The organism is Pseudomonas sp. RIT357 (assembly GCF_000632245.1).
Lineage (GTDB): Bacteria > Pseudomonadota > Gammaproteobacteria > Pseudomonadales > Pseudomonadaceae > Aquipseudomonas > Aquipseudomonas sivasensis.
Window position 1 is genome coordinate 104,326 of record NZ_JFYX01000045.1, and the last position, 15,522, is coordinate 119,847.

A 15,522-nucleotide genomic window follows, 5' to 3' on the forward strand; every position below is an offset into this window, starting at 1 on the left:
ATGAATTTCCTGCATGTGCTTCCCGAACCTCCCGCCCCACTACCCAAAACGACTACGGACGACGATGTAATCAGCCTGTGCGTCGCACATAACCTGCAACGCCTGCGCAGCAAGCGCCATTTGTCACTGGACGGACTGGCCCGTGCCTGTGGCGTGAGCCGGGCGATGCTGGCGCAGATCGAATCCGGGCGCAGCGTGCCGTCGATCAAGGTGCTGTGCAAGATTGCCAAAGGATTGAAAGTGTCGGTGGCGGCGTTCCTGGAAGACCGCGCATTCGAAGGGGTCGAGGTGTTGCCGGCGCAACAGAGCAAACGCCTGGTGAGTGCCGATGGGGCGTTTATCAGTCGAGCGTTGTTCCCCTACGATACGGCGCGCCAGTCGGAGTTCTACGAGATCCGCCTGCGCGCTCTGGGTGAGGAAGTGTCCGCAGGCCATGGCCCAGGCATCCAGGAAAACCTGGTGGTCGCCCAGGGCGTATTGGAAGTCAGCGTCAATGAAGAGCGCTACTTGCTGTCTACCGGCGATTCGATCCTGTTCTACGCCGACCAGCCCCACCGCTACCGCAATCCGGCGGACAGCGAGGCGGTGGCGTTCCTGGTGATCACCTACCCAGAACGGTTGGACTGAATGCAAAACGCCCCGACTATTCGGGGCGTTTTTGGTTGCGCGGGACCTGTCAGCAGGTGCAGCACATCATTGGCATGCCGTTGCAGCTCATCATCATCGGCATGGCGCAATCGCTCATCAACTTGTTCATGAGCATGCAGCAGTTGTCCATCATGGCCATGCTCATGCCCGGCATCGGCATCATTTTGCACAGCATGCCATCGGCCTGCATCCTGCATTCCATCACGCACTTCATCATCGGCATCGACATGCCCATCGGCATCATCATAGGCATATTCATGCTCGCCATCATGGCCATGGCGTCGGCCGACAGGCATATCATCGACATATTGGCGCACTGCATCATCATCGGCATGCCACAGTTCATCATCATCGCCATCATCTCGGCGTTGGTCTTGAACTGAGCCATGTCCATGCCGGCGGCAGGCTTCATGGTGCACATCATCGCGTCACCGGCCATTTCGCACTTCATGGTCGCCATCATCATCGGCATGCCCATCATCGGCATCATTGGCATGGCGGTGTTCATCGGCATCTGCATTGCGTTCATCATGTTCGAAACTCCGTAATCGACAGGAAATGGCTAAGTTCTGGCGCCGATTCTAGTGATGCCGGAGCGCTGCACAAGACGACGGCAGAGCAGCGGGAATGGGTGTTGCGCAGCCCGCTTAGTCAACCGCAACAGCGAAACGTAATGTGATGACCGGGATTGCGCTGTGATAACAACGGTTTGGTAAATCAAAACATCGAAATCGATGTGATGGATATTCGAACCAGGAATACCCACCAACCTTAAGGAAATAAACGATCTAACGCTGGCTCAGAAACATCAGCATCAGGTCCGGCTGTACTGCAATTCCAGCGTGGTGCTGATCAGGCGAGTGAAGATGGTGAGTATCTCGATCATTTGCGGGTTTTCCAGTTTTTTGGGGAGTACGTCCAAAGCGCATAGGGTGCCGAAGACGCTGCCATCGGAGAAGACAATCGGCAGTGAGATATAGCTTTCGAAGCCATGCTCCCTGGGCAATGGGTTTTGCCAGAAAACCGGATCCTTGCTGGCGTGTTCGATGATGATGGGGGTGGGATTAGCACGCAGACCGTTGCACAGCGTGGCTTCAAGCTGCAATTCATAGCCGACCTCCACGCCGAAATGCAGCTCGTCGTACACCGCACATGCCACCCAATGGGTATCGGTCATTTTCGAGATCGCCGAGAAGCGCATATCCGTCAGGCGTGTAGTCAGCCGCAGAATATTGGACGCCGTTTCTATCTCGGCGATGACCGCCAGTTCTTCAGAGGTTAAAGGTTTGATAGCGCTCTCCTGATTCTCAAATAAAACCAAGCAGCCCTATACCTGGGCTATTGCAGCTCATTCGCAAAACGCCCCACCGCGTTCACCACCTGCTTGGCGCCACCCTGGATCTCGGTGATGACGGCGCCAGCCTGGTTGGCCAGTGTCAGGCCTTGCTCAGCTTGCTCGCGACTGCTGAACATTTCTGTGATGGCTTCGTCGGCGAGGCGCTGGTTCTGCTGGACCACGCTGACGATCTCTTCGGTTGCAGTGCTGGTACGGCTGGCCAATTGCCTTACCTCATCAGCTACGACCGCAAATCCACGGCCCTGTTCACCCGCTCGGGCGGCCTCAATTGCGGCATTGAGCGCGAGCAGATTGGTTTGCGCGGCGATGCCCCCGATGGTCTGCACAATCGCGCTGATCAGCAACGATTGTTTGCCCAACGCCTCAATGCTCCCGGTGGCGGATTGCATTTGCAGAGCAATGTTTTGCATGGTCTGTACAGTGTTCTGCACCACCGCGGCGCCACGTTCGGCCGTGACATCGGTTTGCAGCGACACCTCGTAGGCCACGCCGGCGGCGGCCTTGACCTCGGACTCGCGCAAGACCTGGTCGGTGACCACGCTGGCAAACTTGACCACTTTGCACAGCTTGCCTTCCGCATCGTGCACCGGGTTGTAGGTAGCTTCGAGCCACACCTCGTTGCCACGGCTGTCCACGCGTTTGAAGCGGCTGGCGACAAATTCGCCGCGATTGAGGGTTTGCCAGAACGCGGCGTAACCGCTCGAAGCGGCCTCCTGCGTGGTGCAGAACATACTGTGTTTTTTGCCGACGATCTGATCGAGCGTGTAGCCCATGGCGTCGAGGAACTGGGTATTGGCGGTGACCACCGTTCCGTCCAGTCGGAACTGGATGACGGCCGTCGAACGTATCAACGCGTTGATAAACGCTTCGTTTTCTTTGGCTTGCTCAATGGCGCGACTGACTTCGGTGCCGTAGCCCTGGATCTGCGACAGCCGGCCGTCACGCCCTCTGATCGGGCACCATGTCAGGTTGATCCACGCCAGGCTGGCGTCACTGCGCAGGAAGCGGTAATCGTCACTCACCGGCTCTGAACGGGCGATTGCTGCGTTGAAGTCACGAAAACAGGGTAAATCCATGACGTAAGGCGGAACAATTTCACTCAGGAGTCGACCCTGCAACTGTTCGCGGGAGTAGCCCAAAGCCCGGGCAAAATCCTCGTTGACGGCCGTAAGCCGCAAGTCAGCATCCAGGCATATGGAGAGCATGCCACGGTCATACTGCGCAACAAGCTGTCGTAACTGGAAAAGCTCGTCGTCCCGGTCCTGCAGATCCTTCTTCAAACGGCGATTAAACATGGCGGCGTCCCTGGGGTAGTCATCACTGCATCGGCCATGCGGCCTACGGCTTAAGCATAGGCCGACGAATAGTCACTTGCCCCTCAGTTGTTCCGCTCAACGAAGATGGATTAATCGCCGGGCTTATCCAGTGCCTGCATCAGATCGTCTGCCTCGGATCCCACCGCAAACCTGAACCCGTACATCTCATCAGCCGCCAGTATTTCCCGAAGGGCCTCGATCAACTGCGCTTCGGTGGGTGAGTCACGCAGCAGTTTGTGCGCAGGCAATAACAACTCGGCGGAAACTCCCTCGATACTCGCGGCGTTGATCACCGCAAAGAGGATAAAGCGCAGGCGTATCTCGCGGTCCGTCGGCCACACCGTTTTTCGCTTCCCCAAGGTAGGGCCTCACTTTTTCGGAAAAGTCCGAGGCTATTGCCGACGTCGGGGTGTTTCAAGCACGGGGGTGCAAGATAGGCTGTTTCCTACAGCCAAAAGAGAAAGACCTTACCTGCACGAGGATTAGGGTAGTGCATATCGGGCTGACGCTACCGCGTTGCCTGCCGGCAGCTCACTGTACTGGCAGGAAATTCATCAGCAATAAGCTTTGCGCATAGTTGAGACCTATACGCCGGTATCGTTCATCAAGCATCTGTGTCAGCAGATCGAGGCGCGCCACGATCTTGCCAAACTCCACCGCAAAACTAAGGTTGCTGCCCTCCTCCGATATCTCATTGGAAAACAACAGCAACACGCCATTCGCATCCTGGCGCTTGCTGAGCAGCCATGTGGCCTTCTCGATATTGCGCGCGGCATTGCTGACAAACTGTGGATTGATCGAGTCGGTTATGTAGAACTCGGTGCGCCCACCATGGGCTGTCACCAGCATGCTGCCGATCGCATAGATAAACGCACCGACTCGATCGCCCTGAAACTCTGGGCTCAAGGAGTAGCTCAAGGCGACCAGATCGCGACGCTCGCCCAGGGCGGGCAGCGGTCGTCGCTGCTCAATCGCCTGGCGAATCTCTCGCTCGGCACTCACCGCATCCGGGTAACCCGACTGTCGCCACTGGCTGGGATTGCGCAGATAGAGCTTGCTCATCAGTAAATACAAACTTTGCAGGTTGTCACGCATGCCCAGGGTCGCCATACGATCGACACTGGTTTGAAAGAACTCATCGGGCTTTCCATTGCTGAACTGCTTGGCAATGTCCTGCCCCTGTTGCTGGGTGCAACCAGTGGCGCCGAGTACAAACATCGCAACCAACAGCAGTGGCCGGCGTAGGCGACGAATGATTGAAAGAGGAAACGTACGATCCATCGGCACCCGATCTTGTTCTACTGCCCTCGCGGGGAATCGGCGGGGCTGGGACAAGGATAGAGCCGAGAAATCAAAAAAAGTGCGACCGATATCGGCAGATTGTGTTCGAAGTGTGTGCCAGAGCGCTTCGTGACGAATTCGTCGCAGGGTCTATACTTCTGGAAGCAGTTGAATGTGTTGTTGGCGAGCCAGGGTTGCATTTCCATTTTCGAGCGTTCTGGCGCATATATGTACATTGCCTACGGCACTACCACCAGCAACTGCCTACGAGGTGACGGCGATGAAGCATCCAATTCGAGCACAGATGTTTGCCCAGATGATTTGCCTGCTTTCGGTGGCTCAGCTTTTCTGCTGATTGAGATGAGAAACTGCCTTTAACAGTGGCTGCGGGTGTGGCAGTGAGAGGTATTGCCCACCTGACTCCAAAATCCCAAAACCAAAAAAGCCCCGCATTGCGGGGCTTTCGTATGAATCTTGGCGGAAAACCAGGGGTTCGAGCGCTTCTTGGACAGCCCATAGCCTCTCTAGGCCAAGAAGTGCCCATGCTGGATCTACTTATGCTTGCCAGCGCATTCGGCAACCGCGAAGAAAATATACTTCATCGGCGCTCAACCATTCGAGTCCCGTGAGTCACGTACTTCACCAGAGACGGAAGTCTTTTTCAGCGCTTCCTCTACTGGCAAAAGACCGCCCCTAACGTGGAGTCATTATTTGGCTTGGCGAAGCACAAGCTCCGACAGACGAGTTTTAACTCGGAAGCAGAACTCGCGAATTTGAAATTGATAAGCGGGCATAACCATGTAGTTTAAATCGGGACCTAACGAGTCTTTAATTTCCATGTATTTAGCAGTTTTGGCAGCAATGGCTTGGTATTCAGCTTCATATTTGGCGTAAGACGCTTTGTTGTAAACCTTTAAAACATCCAGCTCTTTACGGCATTGCTCAGCGCGATTTTGATTTAGGTCTGTTTCTGATTCTGACTGAGCGGCTTCAGCAGAGGCATGGACTGGGGATTCAGCACTGGCGTTCGCAGCAGGTGCAGCTTCATAACGCACAGTCCAATTTTCTGGTGTCGAATGGGCGACTTCAGGTGGTGCTTCATGGACCACGGCAGGGGGTGGAGTCACGTTAGGTTTTTCTGGAGTTTTCGTAGCGCATCCCGAGAGGGCAAGTCCTACCACTACAACGATGCCACACATTTTATCCATCGGTTTCACCAAGAAGTAATTACGGTTGGCTGAGTCGTTAGGTTCTGGGTAAAAGTCATAACTCATTCAGTGATCGAGTGTAAATTTTCTACCAGACTCAAGGCGCTCAGCCTCTCTTCCTTGAGTGCACAGATGAGCGATAATAGTAAAAAAACAAAAAGATGACGAGTAAAAGCTCTTCAGAAAAGCCACAAAATTATTGGGATAATTTATGGGACCAAACTAAGCATGCCCCCTGATTGGGGATGCTGAGCGGGAGAATCCGGACCGACACGCCAGGAAGGCAAAGGAGGTACAACGCGGCTACTAAGCCACTGTGGTGGTTTCAACTTCGTGATAGACGGCCCAAGACAGCATCGAAAGTTATCGACATTGGCGACCCGAGTCAGCCACTGGTGCACGGTGAGCAGGCGGTTACCAAACGGGTTACAGAAGGAGATATGCAACCGTCAAATCCTTCGAATAGGCAAATTTAGGCATGCCTATGACGAACCGTCTCCCGCAGCCAGAACTCCAGAAACACGAAAGCCCCGCATTTGCGGGGCTTTCGTTTGAATCTTGGCGGGAAACCAGGGATTCGAACCCTGGGAACGCTATTAACGTTCGCCGGTTTTCAAGACCGATAGGCAAATTCACACGGGCCAGCGTCTTGAAGGCCGTTGGCGTTCCATTACTTATGGCTCTCGATCAAGCTACAGGCCGCATTCTGCATGGGGTGCTTTTTGAGTTAGGGAACTATTTTGCCCTCCCCCGGCGTCCCGCGGAACGAACGCAAACCACAGAAATACCAAAGATCTACGAAATACATCTTGACTGCTTTCGAGCAAAATCTGACACGTTTACAGCCTTAGGCCGATACCACACAGCGGAGACGAAACACTGCCCTGTGGCGTTTCGAAGTTGCCATGCTTCTGGCGAAACTGGATGATGAAGTATCAAGTCGCCATCCCGGAGTGAGGCCGCCCCATATGAGCAAAACGAATAACATCTCTATCGGATCCATGCACAGCTCTCAAGTGCAGCAAGATGCTCAGCACTCCAGTCAGCATTATGACCAGAGTGTTCAGCACCTTGATCTGAACGCCTTCTTGGACGCCTTCTCACAAGACATTTCGAAGGTCAACGATCAGGTCGTCGCACAGAGGCTGCGATCTGACGTCGATACAATTAAGGCGCAGAACAGCTCTCCGGCTCCGAAAAAGGGCGTCATCCAGGAGTGCTTGGGTTCGATCAAAAACGTCTTGGAAGGCACTGCCGGCAACGTGCTCGCCTCATACCTACCTGCAGTTATCACCTTCATGGGAGCACTATGACTCCATGGATAGCCTAGTATTGGAACTACAGAGTGACGTACTTGACCGGACGATCCACCTTCCAGATCTGTTGCGTAAAGCATTGCTCGTATCCAGAAAACTCAAGATCAAGGACATTGAGGAATGGCTCAATGACGAACTGAATGGATACGATGCACGCTCAGTACCCAGCTACCGGATTGTCACGGGCGAACTGAAAGCTTTCAATCCGTATAGAGGATGGATCCCTGTCAACATGGGCGGCGAACTCCACGCTTCCATGTGTGAACAACCTGCACGAGACTCAGTGAGCCAGCTCATTGACCTAGTAGAGCGCACTGAGACCGGAACGGTGATGGTGAAATTTTCTGCCGATCTCAACACGGCCTTCAAAAACTTCATGAGCACAGATTACGAGCCGGTTCTGCACGTACCTGTACACAAGCTAGTTCGCATCCTGGACGTTACAAAAACCAAGATTATGGACTTTGCCCTGGATTTAGAAGCGCGAGGGATTCTTGGCGAAGGTATCCGCTTCAGCAAGGTTGAGGAGCAGCTTGCGCAGTCGATCACATACAATACGATCCATATCGAGAGAATGGAAAACTCTCAGCTGCAACAATCCACAGACGGATCAGGGCAGACTAGGACTAGATAATAATCGGTGTTTGTTCGGTGCTAGTCTTATGAAACCCAGCCAGATTAGACATCTGCGAGGCCGACAGGTAAGTGAATACCGCCGTTCATCAGGACTCGGCCCTGGTCATTGAACAGACTTGTTCAATGAGCCGACTGACCGTATATTGCCCGCCTCGAATGTAACTGTCGCCAACATAGAACACTACTTATTTATCTCAATCCACTTCCGCGCCCCCTCGAAAAACTTACTCGATTGAGATTTCATTTCATCGTTCCACTCACGGTCGTCCACAAATGATATATCACCAATGACGTATGCCCCAACGGCGTCTACATTACTACGCAGGCGATCCAAGACCCCAGACTTTTCAGCCTTCTCAGACAAATACTTGATTTTAGCTATTCTGGATGTCAACTCCATCCAAATTTGAGCCTGAGGAATTCCTAGAACAAGAGAGACCTGCAATGAGTCCGACATCATTTGATGGCTCCACTTACTCATGTATGCAATAGCCAGAAGACTAGCCACTTCGGTCTCTCCACGAAGCGTTATTATATTGTGCTCGAGATCTTCGATTCGAAGCGCTTTGAATTCAGCCAGAGATTTAGCGTGCCCGGATATCTCAGCACACTGGAAGCTTTCGACGTGACCAGCCACCAGTGAATTCAAGAGCTTTCTTGCTCTTCGCTCAGCGTTCAGCCTCGGCATCCAGTCTATAAAAACATAGAAAATGTATGCCGCCACCAAGCCAGTGAGCATGTCGCCAACGATATCTTCAAAAGCTTTGGACTGGAAAAACTCAACCCAGGTTTTCCAATCAGACCCTCTCATATAGTCGGGGACATCCAGTTTCAACTTGACTAGCATCAGCAGCCCAAACGCGATCACGGAGCCGCACAGTAATGCCCTATCTCGATACTTATCCCACCAATCCAACATTGCTACCTCTTCCCGCAGTCACAATACAATACCCCCGCAGGGGCCTGGTTATTGGCGTTTAAACTCACACTGCTTTGCCATCGTGGTTGTGAGCCGACTCGCGAAGCGAGGTCTCGAAATCGACTTCCTTTTTCAGGCTTTCATTGCTTCCAGGTCAGCCAGTTGCTCAGTCAGGTTTTTTTCGAGTTGACGAAACTCAACAAGACGGGACACCTAACACCTCAGATATTTGGTGTTGCGAGTATAGGGAACAGGTCTGATGGAACAGAGGCTACATAGCTGCATCCGGCGTGATAGACCAGTGCTGACCATTCCAGCGGAGATCGTTATTGGAGATTGCGGCCAGCAGTTCGAGGTGACTTGTCGACAACCGAGGGGAATGAACATTCACGTGAGCGTCAGCCTCGGGATTTAGGATGCCGAAGAAGAACGTAGGAAGACTCACAAAAAAGCCGTCAGAAGGCATCGTGCGGTTGAATTCCTCGATCCATCGTTTGCGGAGAATCGACTTGCACAAAGGCTTGGCCACCTCGTCCCTGACCAGCCAGTAACACTCGACGCCATAACGTTCGTACCGCTCCTGACGACGAACGAAATCCCGAAGGTGCTGATAGGAACGTTGGAGTTCGATGGCAATCTTGCGGTCACCGACCTCGAAATACACGTCAGCCTTCCAGCGATCCTTTCCTATACCACCTGGCACTTCCACAAGTGGACTAACCCCGCAGAGGTTGAGCGCGCCGAGAATCATGTCTTTGCCGGCGATGTGCCACTTGGTCTCAGGTGCAGTAGCGCATTCGTCTGAGTAGTGAGCGAAGAACCGCAGGCCGTTGATGCTGGTCTTGAGAACTGCACGGGACGAGCAGCAGCCCATTTTGAATGCTGAGGCGTTTTCCAGACTCTGGGCCTTCAGGGTGTCCCACTCGTGGGTAGTATAGTCGCCCGCGTAGACCGGCTGATCATCATGAGTGAATGCATCGGGGGTCATAGCTGTTCTTGTCCTGAGTTCTACCTGCTGGCAGTAGGCCACAGATCCTCACGCGAGCTCAACTGTGAGACGATTTTCACAGTCTGCAAGACTAAATTAGCTGGACGGATGGCCCGGCGTTTCATTTCCTGGAGGTAGTCCTTACGAGGGAGGCCGTCCAAGGTACATAAGCCGAACAATGCGGTTAGCTCTTCCAGGGAGAAGGTGGTCAGGAAGTACGCATAACCAGCCAGGCAAGGCTCCAGTGCGGCAGCTTTGTTCATTGCGATGACTGCGATCTTATTGTGCGTTTGGCCCGCTTACCCGAAAATTTCGGAACGCCTCTGAAAAACCGTTGCGCTCCACCCAAACCCCAGAAACACAAAAGCCCCGCATTGCGGGGCTTTCGTATGAGTCTTGGCGGGAACCAGGGATTCGAACCCTGGGAACGCTATTAACGTTCGCCTGTTTTCAAGACCGCTATGCAAACTCAAAGGGACTTGCGTTAGAAAGCCCCAACGAGCGAAGCGAACGATTTGAGCCAGTTGTTATACGTTTATATGGATGCATATTTTTTGATATTTTTGTTTAATGTATTCATGAGTTTTTCTTGGGCAGCATAGGAAGCATCATATGCCTGGAAAATATCATATTCATCAATATTGTATGCATGCGTGATATCCGAATCAGTTTTTTTGTATTTTTCTATAGCTGAAATTATATCTTTATTCAACAGCGGACCATAAACAGTGACGGTATGGGCTAGATATTTGTCAAATTTTGAATATATAGAATTGTCAGGTGTGAATTTGTGTTCTTCAGGGATGCCTTGCGCACCATTAAATGCATTATCAGATAGCTTTCCGGTTTGCGACATCAAGTCGGATAACGTGGTGCTAACGTTAATTAGTGCGTCTTTGTTAACCTCCCAGCGCCGACTTTCTTTTTGACTTTTTACGGAAAGATAGTTTATGGCGACAGCAACCACAGTAGCAAGGGCGATTACGATATTGGTCATTGTTTGAATCGTTAAATTTCTATCTTGGCTTTGAATGATATCAAAACCTACCGTAGTAATAATGAGACCAAGAATCCCCCCAATCAATAGATTTATCAAACCACATCCTCTTGCGTATAACGATTATTAGACGACACAAGTGGCGTAAGGTTTTCCGACGATTGTGTCTGATAATTTTTCTGGTGCATACGTAACTCCCTGATTAGCTTAACTGTCGCGCCAGAACGCGACATGGGCTAGAAGGAGAAACGACATTACTTGGCACACAATACTGGCGTATTAGCAGCGTGTCCATGGTCTGCTTTTCGCCGAAAGCTGCCGCTAACTACAGGCTACAGACCAGAGCTGATCAAGCTTCGTAGTATAACTTTGACTCATCATATCGCGGCGCATGCCCCAATCAGGATCTGCCGGCACACAAGCCGAGCGCAGCGTTCCCCTACCAGTCAGGTCAGCGAATGCCTCATCAATGCTGTACACCTCAACTGCCGGCACCATCGCCTAGATCAGGCTCATCACGCGCTCGCTCATGTCGCCGTACAGCGCATAGTTCGAGGAGAACGGGACAATGCCGTGCTGTTTGAGCTTGTGCTTGATCTGGAAATACGGCTCGCCCATCTTGATGAAAGGCTTGGCGTCGTAGCTACGGGCGATGACACAGCCGTCGTTATTGCTCAGCACCACGATGGGCACCTTAGCCAGGTCGGGCCGGAATACGCGCTCGCAACTGGCGTAGAAACTGTTGCAGTCGATCAGTGCAAAAGTCGGCTCTGGCTTAGACATGCCTGCGCACTGTGCTGGTGATCACTCCCCAGATCGACAGCTCGTCGCCTTCGAGAACGTAGCGCGTAGGGAATTTAGGGTTCTCGGAAAGCAGCACCACCTCCTGGCCGCGCTTACACAGGCGCTTGCACACGGGCTCATTGTTGAGCAATGCCACCACCACATGCCCGTGGATCGGCTCGATGGCACGATCCACCACGGCGAGGTCTCCATCGAAAATCCCGACGCCTTGCATGCTTTCACCGGTGATAGCTACCAGGTACACATGAGGCGCACGGATGTTCAAACCTCATCCAGCGAGATGTGCTGCTCTATGTGATCCGCTGCCGGCGATGGAAAGCCGGCCGGAACCTGGAACGAGCACAAAGGCAGCTTCGCGCCGACTTCAGCAATGGGGCCCAAAATGGTAAAGCTCATGGCGCGACCTTTTACATATACTGTACGAATGTACAGTTAACTTTGTAGAACGCTTGCGGTCAATTTTTCTGTGGGAAATTTCGACAGATGGAGAGCGGCGTATGTGTGGGCGATTCGTGCACTACGAAGGGATGGCGATTTTTATCGAAGGGCTTAACCCACAGATGAAGCTATTCAGTCGGTACGGCGCCGTGCCCATCAATAGCTACAACGTCTCTCCAACACCACGGGTGCAAGTGCTGCACACCCCGATTGTGTAGGGGTATGTGGGGAATTTTGGGGGGAAGGCCCGTGGTTGCTGGCTGGAACGAGCACATGCTGACAGCTGCATAACTGCTTAATTGGCATTGATTGGCGTGCGGTTTGCTCCATTTTTGCCCCATGCTTGGTGCTTGAGGTTCCATTGGAACGATCCGTCCATGATGGCTTGAGCGTGGCTCGACTGAAATCTAGACTCACGTGGCTCCAGCCTTCCCTGCGCAAGCTTGCGTAGCAATTTCTAAGTAGCCACTTCCGCCCCCATGCTCAGTGTAGCTACCGAGGAATTGTTCATACCAAACAAAACTGTTGAACGTCAAACTAGGTTTGTCGACTCCCCAAACGGCAAACCAATGCCAAGAGATTGATGAATCTGATTCTGGACGTTTCGACCAACGATACGTTACTTTCAATGAGGCTGATTAGCCCCCAATTTGAGAGTTAACCGATATGGATATCCACCACTACACGCGAGCATCGACCCTTCCACTGATCCTCCAAAGCGGCAAAATCCGCTTTACTCGGGCAGATCAACTCGATGATGGGAGTGAGATGCCCTTTAAAACCGCGCACGTTGATGCTCAAAACTTCTTCGTCAGCTCATGGACCAGTAGTGTCAGCGAACACTCCGGGCAATGGTTCCGCTATGGAGATCAGCACCGAGGCATCAGAATTACGCTTCCGCACGAGCCATTTGAATACCATCGTGTAAGCTGGAAACTCTCTAGAGGAAAGGTTGGTATTGAACTTATAGATATTACGATACCCTTTACAATCACTGAGATGCTAGGGAACGGGTACGTCCTAAATCCTTCCAGTCATGACATGAGCAAGGATTTCGGGGGAGCTGTAGAGTATGTTGAAAATCCGCAAAAGCGTGTGCAAGAACTAATCTCTCACACTGAATGCGAAACCACTATCCACAACACAAGTAAACTCGGACGGATAAAATCGGATGCATGGGCAGACCAATTCGAATATCGTTTTGTACTGATGGCTTACCAAGGGGCGGACTTAGATCAATCAGTTTGCCGGGACTCGTATGAAACGGCATTGCTAGACTTGTTCGAGGGGTATCATAGCCAGAGCATAGCACCACCTAAGATAAAGTACATTGACCTTCCGCTAGCTAAAGTCGCCTTGGACAAAATGGTTGTCACTTTGGGTTCCAACATCTCCAATGATGATCGAGCAGCTATCAACCAAGCTATTAATCTGCACTCACCCCAAGTTCGAATAGAAGAAAGCGGCATGAACGTTCGAACAGCCCTGTGACCTGCCGCCTCACGAACTCACCGCACCTTGCCATTACTCGTAAGAGATCACTCATGAAGTTAAATTTTGAACGCCCATTTAAATCTATACGTTCTCTAGACGCATTAGAACTACCTGACTTCACGGTAATTACAGGTACAAATGGAGCAGGAAAAAGCCATCTACTAAATGCCCTTACTGAAGGTACAATATCCATTGAAGGTATCGAGCACCACCCTCAAGGCCCTGTAACCATAAAATTATTCGACGCAAATACTTTAGTACCACAAGATACTGGAACATCTTCAAGCTTTCAAGCAAGACAAGAGAGAGACAATATATGGAGTTTGCTATCTGAATTATTAGAAAACAACAGAGCCGAACTTGAACGTTACACTGCACAGCACCCAAAACTAGCCTTGCTAAAAATTACAGACCTATTAAAAATCAATCGAGAAGACCTACGCAAATACGACATTCCAGAGCTAGAATTAGATACAATTTTTTCAGAACTAAAAAGCAATCTCTCTGCCATCGACCAAAACCTAACCAATCAATTCATAATTCAGAACCGCGATCACTACCCAAACCTTGTAAAACTCCTAGTAAATAATAGCTCAACACCTTTAATCGGCTTCGATGCTGACATGTTTTACGATAACTATCCTATATCATGGCAGCAAGTTGATATATTCCAACAGTCTTTCGCAAAAATATTTTCAGAGTATCAGGGAAAACTTACTGAAAACTTAGTTAGTGAGTACCGACGTAACGCACGCGGAGAGGATATAACAGCACTCAGCGAAGTGGAGTTTTATAAAAGATACGGCATGCCACCATGGGACTTTCTGAATGACATATTTGAAACTGGAAATCTACCTTTCAGAATAAACAAACCACACGAGACTGAGGATAGACCTTACGAACCAATCTTGACTGACACCATTACTAACGCAAAAGTCAAATTCAACGACCTCTCGTCTGGCGAAAGGATTTTGATGTCTTTTGCATTGTGTCTTTACTATACAAAGGGTACAGAAGGCAGAACCAACTATCCCTCAGTGCTACTTTTTGATGAGATCGACGCACCACTGCATCCGTCGATGACAAAATCGTTACTGGATACAATCCAAACAGTATTAGTAAATGAGCAAAAAATAAAAGTAATATTAACAACACACTCACCCTCCACTGTGGCTTTATGCCCAGACGAGGCTGTTTACGTCATGAACAAAGAGGGTCCCGACCGCTTAAAAAAAGCCAGCAAAGACGTCGCCCTATCTCTACTGCTATCAGGCGTTCCTAGCATTAGCATTAGCTACGAAAACAGACGACAAGTATTCGTAGAAAGCTATTTGGATGCAAAATATTATGATGCAATACTAGAAAAAATTAAACACCGCCTCCTCCCAGAAGTCTCACTCAGCTTTATCGCATCAAAGAAATCAAAAACAGCAGCGGGAGGCTGCGAACACGTAAAAACCATTGTTGAAAATCTTGCTTTACATGGCAACAACACCATCAAAGGATTGATAGACTGGGACTGCAATAACACCTCAACTTCCCACATAGAAGTTCTAGGAGAAAACAGAAGACACTCCATAGAAAATTACATCCTAGATCCTTTATTAGTAGCTTTACTTTTATTCCAAGACAAAAGCATTGACAGAGAAAAATTGGGATTAGCCAAGAATGAAACAGCTTCCGACATAATACAAATGCCCGACTCACGGCTACAAAAAATTGCAAATTACATCATACAACAGCTTAAACCACACATTGATAACCTCGACTCAGAACTAATAGAATGCAAGTATTCCGGAGGACAAAAAATTTCGATCCCCAGGTCATACCTGACATATCGAGGGCATGACCTTGAAAAAATATTAATTACTAAAATCGACGGACTGAAACAATATCATAAAAACGGCCAACTGACAGAAAAAGTCTTATTCCGGATTTACGATGAGTTTCCCAAACTAATACCACTCTGCTTTGAAAATACATTTAAAAAACTACAACTGGCTGTTTAATACAGTCTATAGCGAATATATGCAGGAGCATCTATACACCCATACACCAAAGCCCGTACATGACGGGCTTTGGGTAAGTCGCCGGTATGTTCTCCCAAGCCCCCCATCACA

Annotated in this window: 15 protein-coding genes and 2 pseudogenes; 6 read left to right on the forward strand and 11 right to left on the reverse strand. The window is 50.6% G+C overall.

Going from position 1 to position 15,522, the window contains the following annotated elements:
• Complete coding sequence (locus BW43_RS07220; RefSeq protein WP_032889585.1) at nt 1-627, forward strand: helix-turn-helix domain-containing protein; 627 nt, start codon at nt 1-3, stop codon at nt 625-627.
• 49 nt (nt 628-676) lie between these two features.
• On the opposite strand, the gene BW43_RS28500 is transcribed toward BW43_RS07220, so the two are convergent.
• The 6 genes from BW43_RS28500 to BW43_RS29345 form a co-directional block, all read right to left on the reverse strand.
• Entirely contained in the window at nt 677-1,180 is a 504-nt protein-coding gene (locus tag BW43_RS28500; RefSeq protein WP_081797799.1) for a hypothetical protein, read from the reverse strand.
• 282 nt (nt 1,181-1,462) lie between these two features.
• A complete protein-coding gene (locus BW43_RS07215; protein ID WP_233896832.1) occupies nt 1,463-1,969 on the reverse strand; it encodes a GAF domain-containing protein in 507 nt (168 codons plus the stop codon).
• A 17-nt stretch (nt 1,970-1,986) separates the two neighbouring features.
• A complete protein-coding gene (locus BW43_RS07210) occupies nt 1,987-3,300 on the reverse strand; it encodes a PAS domain-containing methyl-accepting chemotaxis protein (RefSeq protein ID WP_032889586.1) in 1,314 nt (437 codons plus the stop codon).
• A 110-nt stretch (nt 3,301-3,410) separates the two neighbouring features.
• Nucleotides 3,411-3,680: a hypothetical protein gene (locus BW43_RS07205; protein WP_032889587.1), complete on the reverse strand. Its 270-nt coding sequence runs from the start codon at nt 3,678-3,680 to the stop codon at nt 3,411-3,413.
• 172 nt (nt 3,681-3,852) lie between these two features.
• Nucleotides 3,853-4,602 carry a hypothetical protein gene (locus tag BW43_RS07200; RefSeq protein ID WP_032889588.1) on the reverse strand — a complete coding sequence of 250 codons (750 nt, stop codon included), beginning with the start codon at nt 4,600-4,602 and terminating at the stop codon, nt 3,853-3,855.
• Nucleotides 4,603-5,309: 707 nt separating this feature from the next.
• Nucleotides 5,310-5,876 (reverse strand): hypothetical protein, encoded by a 567-nt coding sequence (locus tag BW43_RS29345; protein ID WP_233896834.1) that lies wholly within the window; start codon nt 5,874-5,876, stop codon nt 5,310-5,312.
• 839 nt (nt 5,877-6,715) lie between these two features.
• Here BW43_RS29345 and BW43_RS07195 point away from each other — a divergent pair.
• Nucleotides 6,716-7,123, forward strand: a complete 408-nt coding sequence (locus BW43_RS07195; RefSeq protein WP_155989981.1) for a hypothetical protein — start codon at nt 6,716-6,718, stop codon at nt 7,121-7,123.
• A gap of 4 nt (nt 7,124-7,127) precedes the next feature.
• Complete coding sequence (locus tag BW43_RS07190; protein WP_032889592.1) at nt 7,128-7,760, forward strand: hypothetical protein; 633 nt, start codon at nt 7,128-7,130, stop codon at nt 7,758-7,760.
• 183 nt (nt 7,761-7,943) lie between these two features.
• Here BW43_RS07190 and BW43_RS27980 read toward each other — a convergent pair whose 3' ends face one another.
• The 5 genes and pseudogenes from BW43_RS27980 to BW43_RS0127730 form a co-directional block, all read right to left on the reverse strand.
• Entirely contained in the window at nt 7,944-8,681 is a 738-nt protein-coding gene (locus BW43_RS27980) for a hypothetical protein (protein WP_050442858.1), read from the reverse strand.
• Between the two features lie 271 nt (nt 8,682-8,952).
• Nucleotides 8,953-9,669 (reverse strand): competence protein CoiA family protein, encoded by a 717-nt coding sequence (locus BW43_RS27985; RefSeq protein WP_050442859.1) that lies wholly within the window; start codon nt 9,667-9,669, stop codon nt 8,953-8,955.
• Between the two features lie 535 nt (nt 9,670-10,204).
• A complete protein-coding gene (locus tag BW43_RS07180) occupies nt 10,205-10,765 on the reverse strand; it encodes a hypothetical protein (RefSeq protein ID WP_032889595.1) in 561 nt (186 codons plus the stop codon).
• A 222-nt stretch (nt 10,766-10,987) separates the two neighbouring features.
• A pseudogene (locus BW43_RS28510) lies at nt 10,988-11,449 on the reverse strand (DUF4113 domain-containing protein).
• A pseudogene (locus BW43_RS0127730) lies at nt 11,442-11,866 on the reverse strand (LexA family protein). Before BW43_RS0127730 ends, BW43_RS28510 begins: the two co-directional pseudogenes overlap by 8 nt.
• A 101-nt stretch (nt 11,867-11,967) precedes the next feature.
• Here BW43_RS0127730 and BW43_RS28855 point away from each other — a divergent pair.
• The 3 genes from BW43_RS28855 to BW43_RS07165 all read left to right on the forward strand — a co-directional run bounded on the left by BW43_RS28855 (nt 11,968) and on the right by BW43_RS07165 (nt 15,411).
• On the forward strand, nt 11,968-12,126 hold the full coding sequence (locus BW43_RS28855; protein WP_155989982.1) for a hypothetical protein: 159 nt from the start codon (nt 11,968-11,970) through the stop codon (nt 12,124-12,126).
• A 448-nt stretch (nt 12,127-12,574) separates the two neighbouring features.
• Nucleotides 12,575-13,399, forward strand: coding sequence for a DUF2971 domain-containing protein (locus tag BW43_RS07170; protein ID WP_032889597.1), 825 nt, complete (start codon nt 12,575-12,577; stop codon nt 13,397-13,399).
• Between the two features lie 53 nt (nt 13,400-13,452).
• Nucleotides 13,453-15,411: an AAA family ATPase gene (locus BW43_RS07165; protein ID WP_032889598.1), complete on the forward strand. Its 1,959-nt coding sequence runs from the start codon at nt 13,453-13,455 to the stop codon at nt 15,409-15,411.
• Nucleotides 15,412-15,522: the final 111 nt, after the last annotated feature.

Excerpts from the sequence above, each read along its gene's own strand:
- BW43_RS07220 (WP_032889585.1), top strand. The coding sequence starts at position 1 with ATGAATTTCCTGCATGTGCTTCCCGAACCTCCCGCCCCACTACCCAAA.
- BW43_RS07165 (WP_032889598.1), top strand. The coding sequence starts at position 13,453 with ATGAAGTTAAATTTTGAACGCCCATTTAAATCTATACGTTCTCTAGAC.
- BW43_RS07170 (WP_032889597.1), top strand. The coding sequence starts at position 12,575 with ATGGATATCCACCACTACACGCGAGCATCGACCCTTCCACTGATCCTC.
- BW43_RS28500 (WP_081797799.1), bottom strand. The coding sequence starts at position 1,180 with ATGATGAACGCAATGCAGATGCCGATGAACACCGCCATGCCAATGATG.
- BW43_RS27985 (WP_050442859.1), bottom strand. The coding sequence starts at position 9,669 with ATGACCCCCGATGCATTCACTCATGATGATCAGCCGGTCTACGCGGGC.
- BW43_RS27980 (WP_050442858.1), bottom strand. The coding sequence starts at position 8,681 with ATGTTGGATTGGTGGGATAAGTATCGAGATAGGGCATTACTGTGCGGC.
- BW43_RS07195 (WP_155989981.1), top strand. The coding sequence starts at position 6,716 with ATGCTTCTGGCGAAACTGGATGATGAAGTATCAAGTCGCCATCCCGGA.
- BW43_RS07210 (WP_032889586.1), bottom strand. The coding sequence starts at position 3,300 with ATGTTTAATCGCCGTTTGAAGAAGGATCTGCAGGACCGGGACGACGAG.
- BW43_RS28855 (WP_155989982.1), top strand. The coding sequence starts at position 11,968 with ATGTGTGGGCGATTCGTGCACTACGAAGGGATGGCGATTTTTATCGAA.
- BW43_RS29345 (WP_233896834.1), bottom strand. The coding sequence starts at position 5,876 with ATGAGTTATGACTTTTACCCAGAACCTAACGACTCAGCCAACCGTAAT.
- BW43_RS07190 (WP_032889592.1), top strand. The coding sequence starts at position 7,128 with ATGGATAGCCTAGTATTGGAACTACAGAGTGACGTACTTGACCGGACG.
- BW43_RS07200 (WP_032889588.1), bottom strand. The coding sequence starts at position 4,602 with ATGGATCGTACGTTTCCTCTTTCAATCATTCGTCGCCTACGCCGGCCA.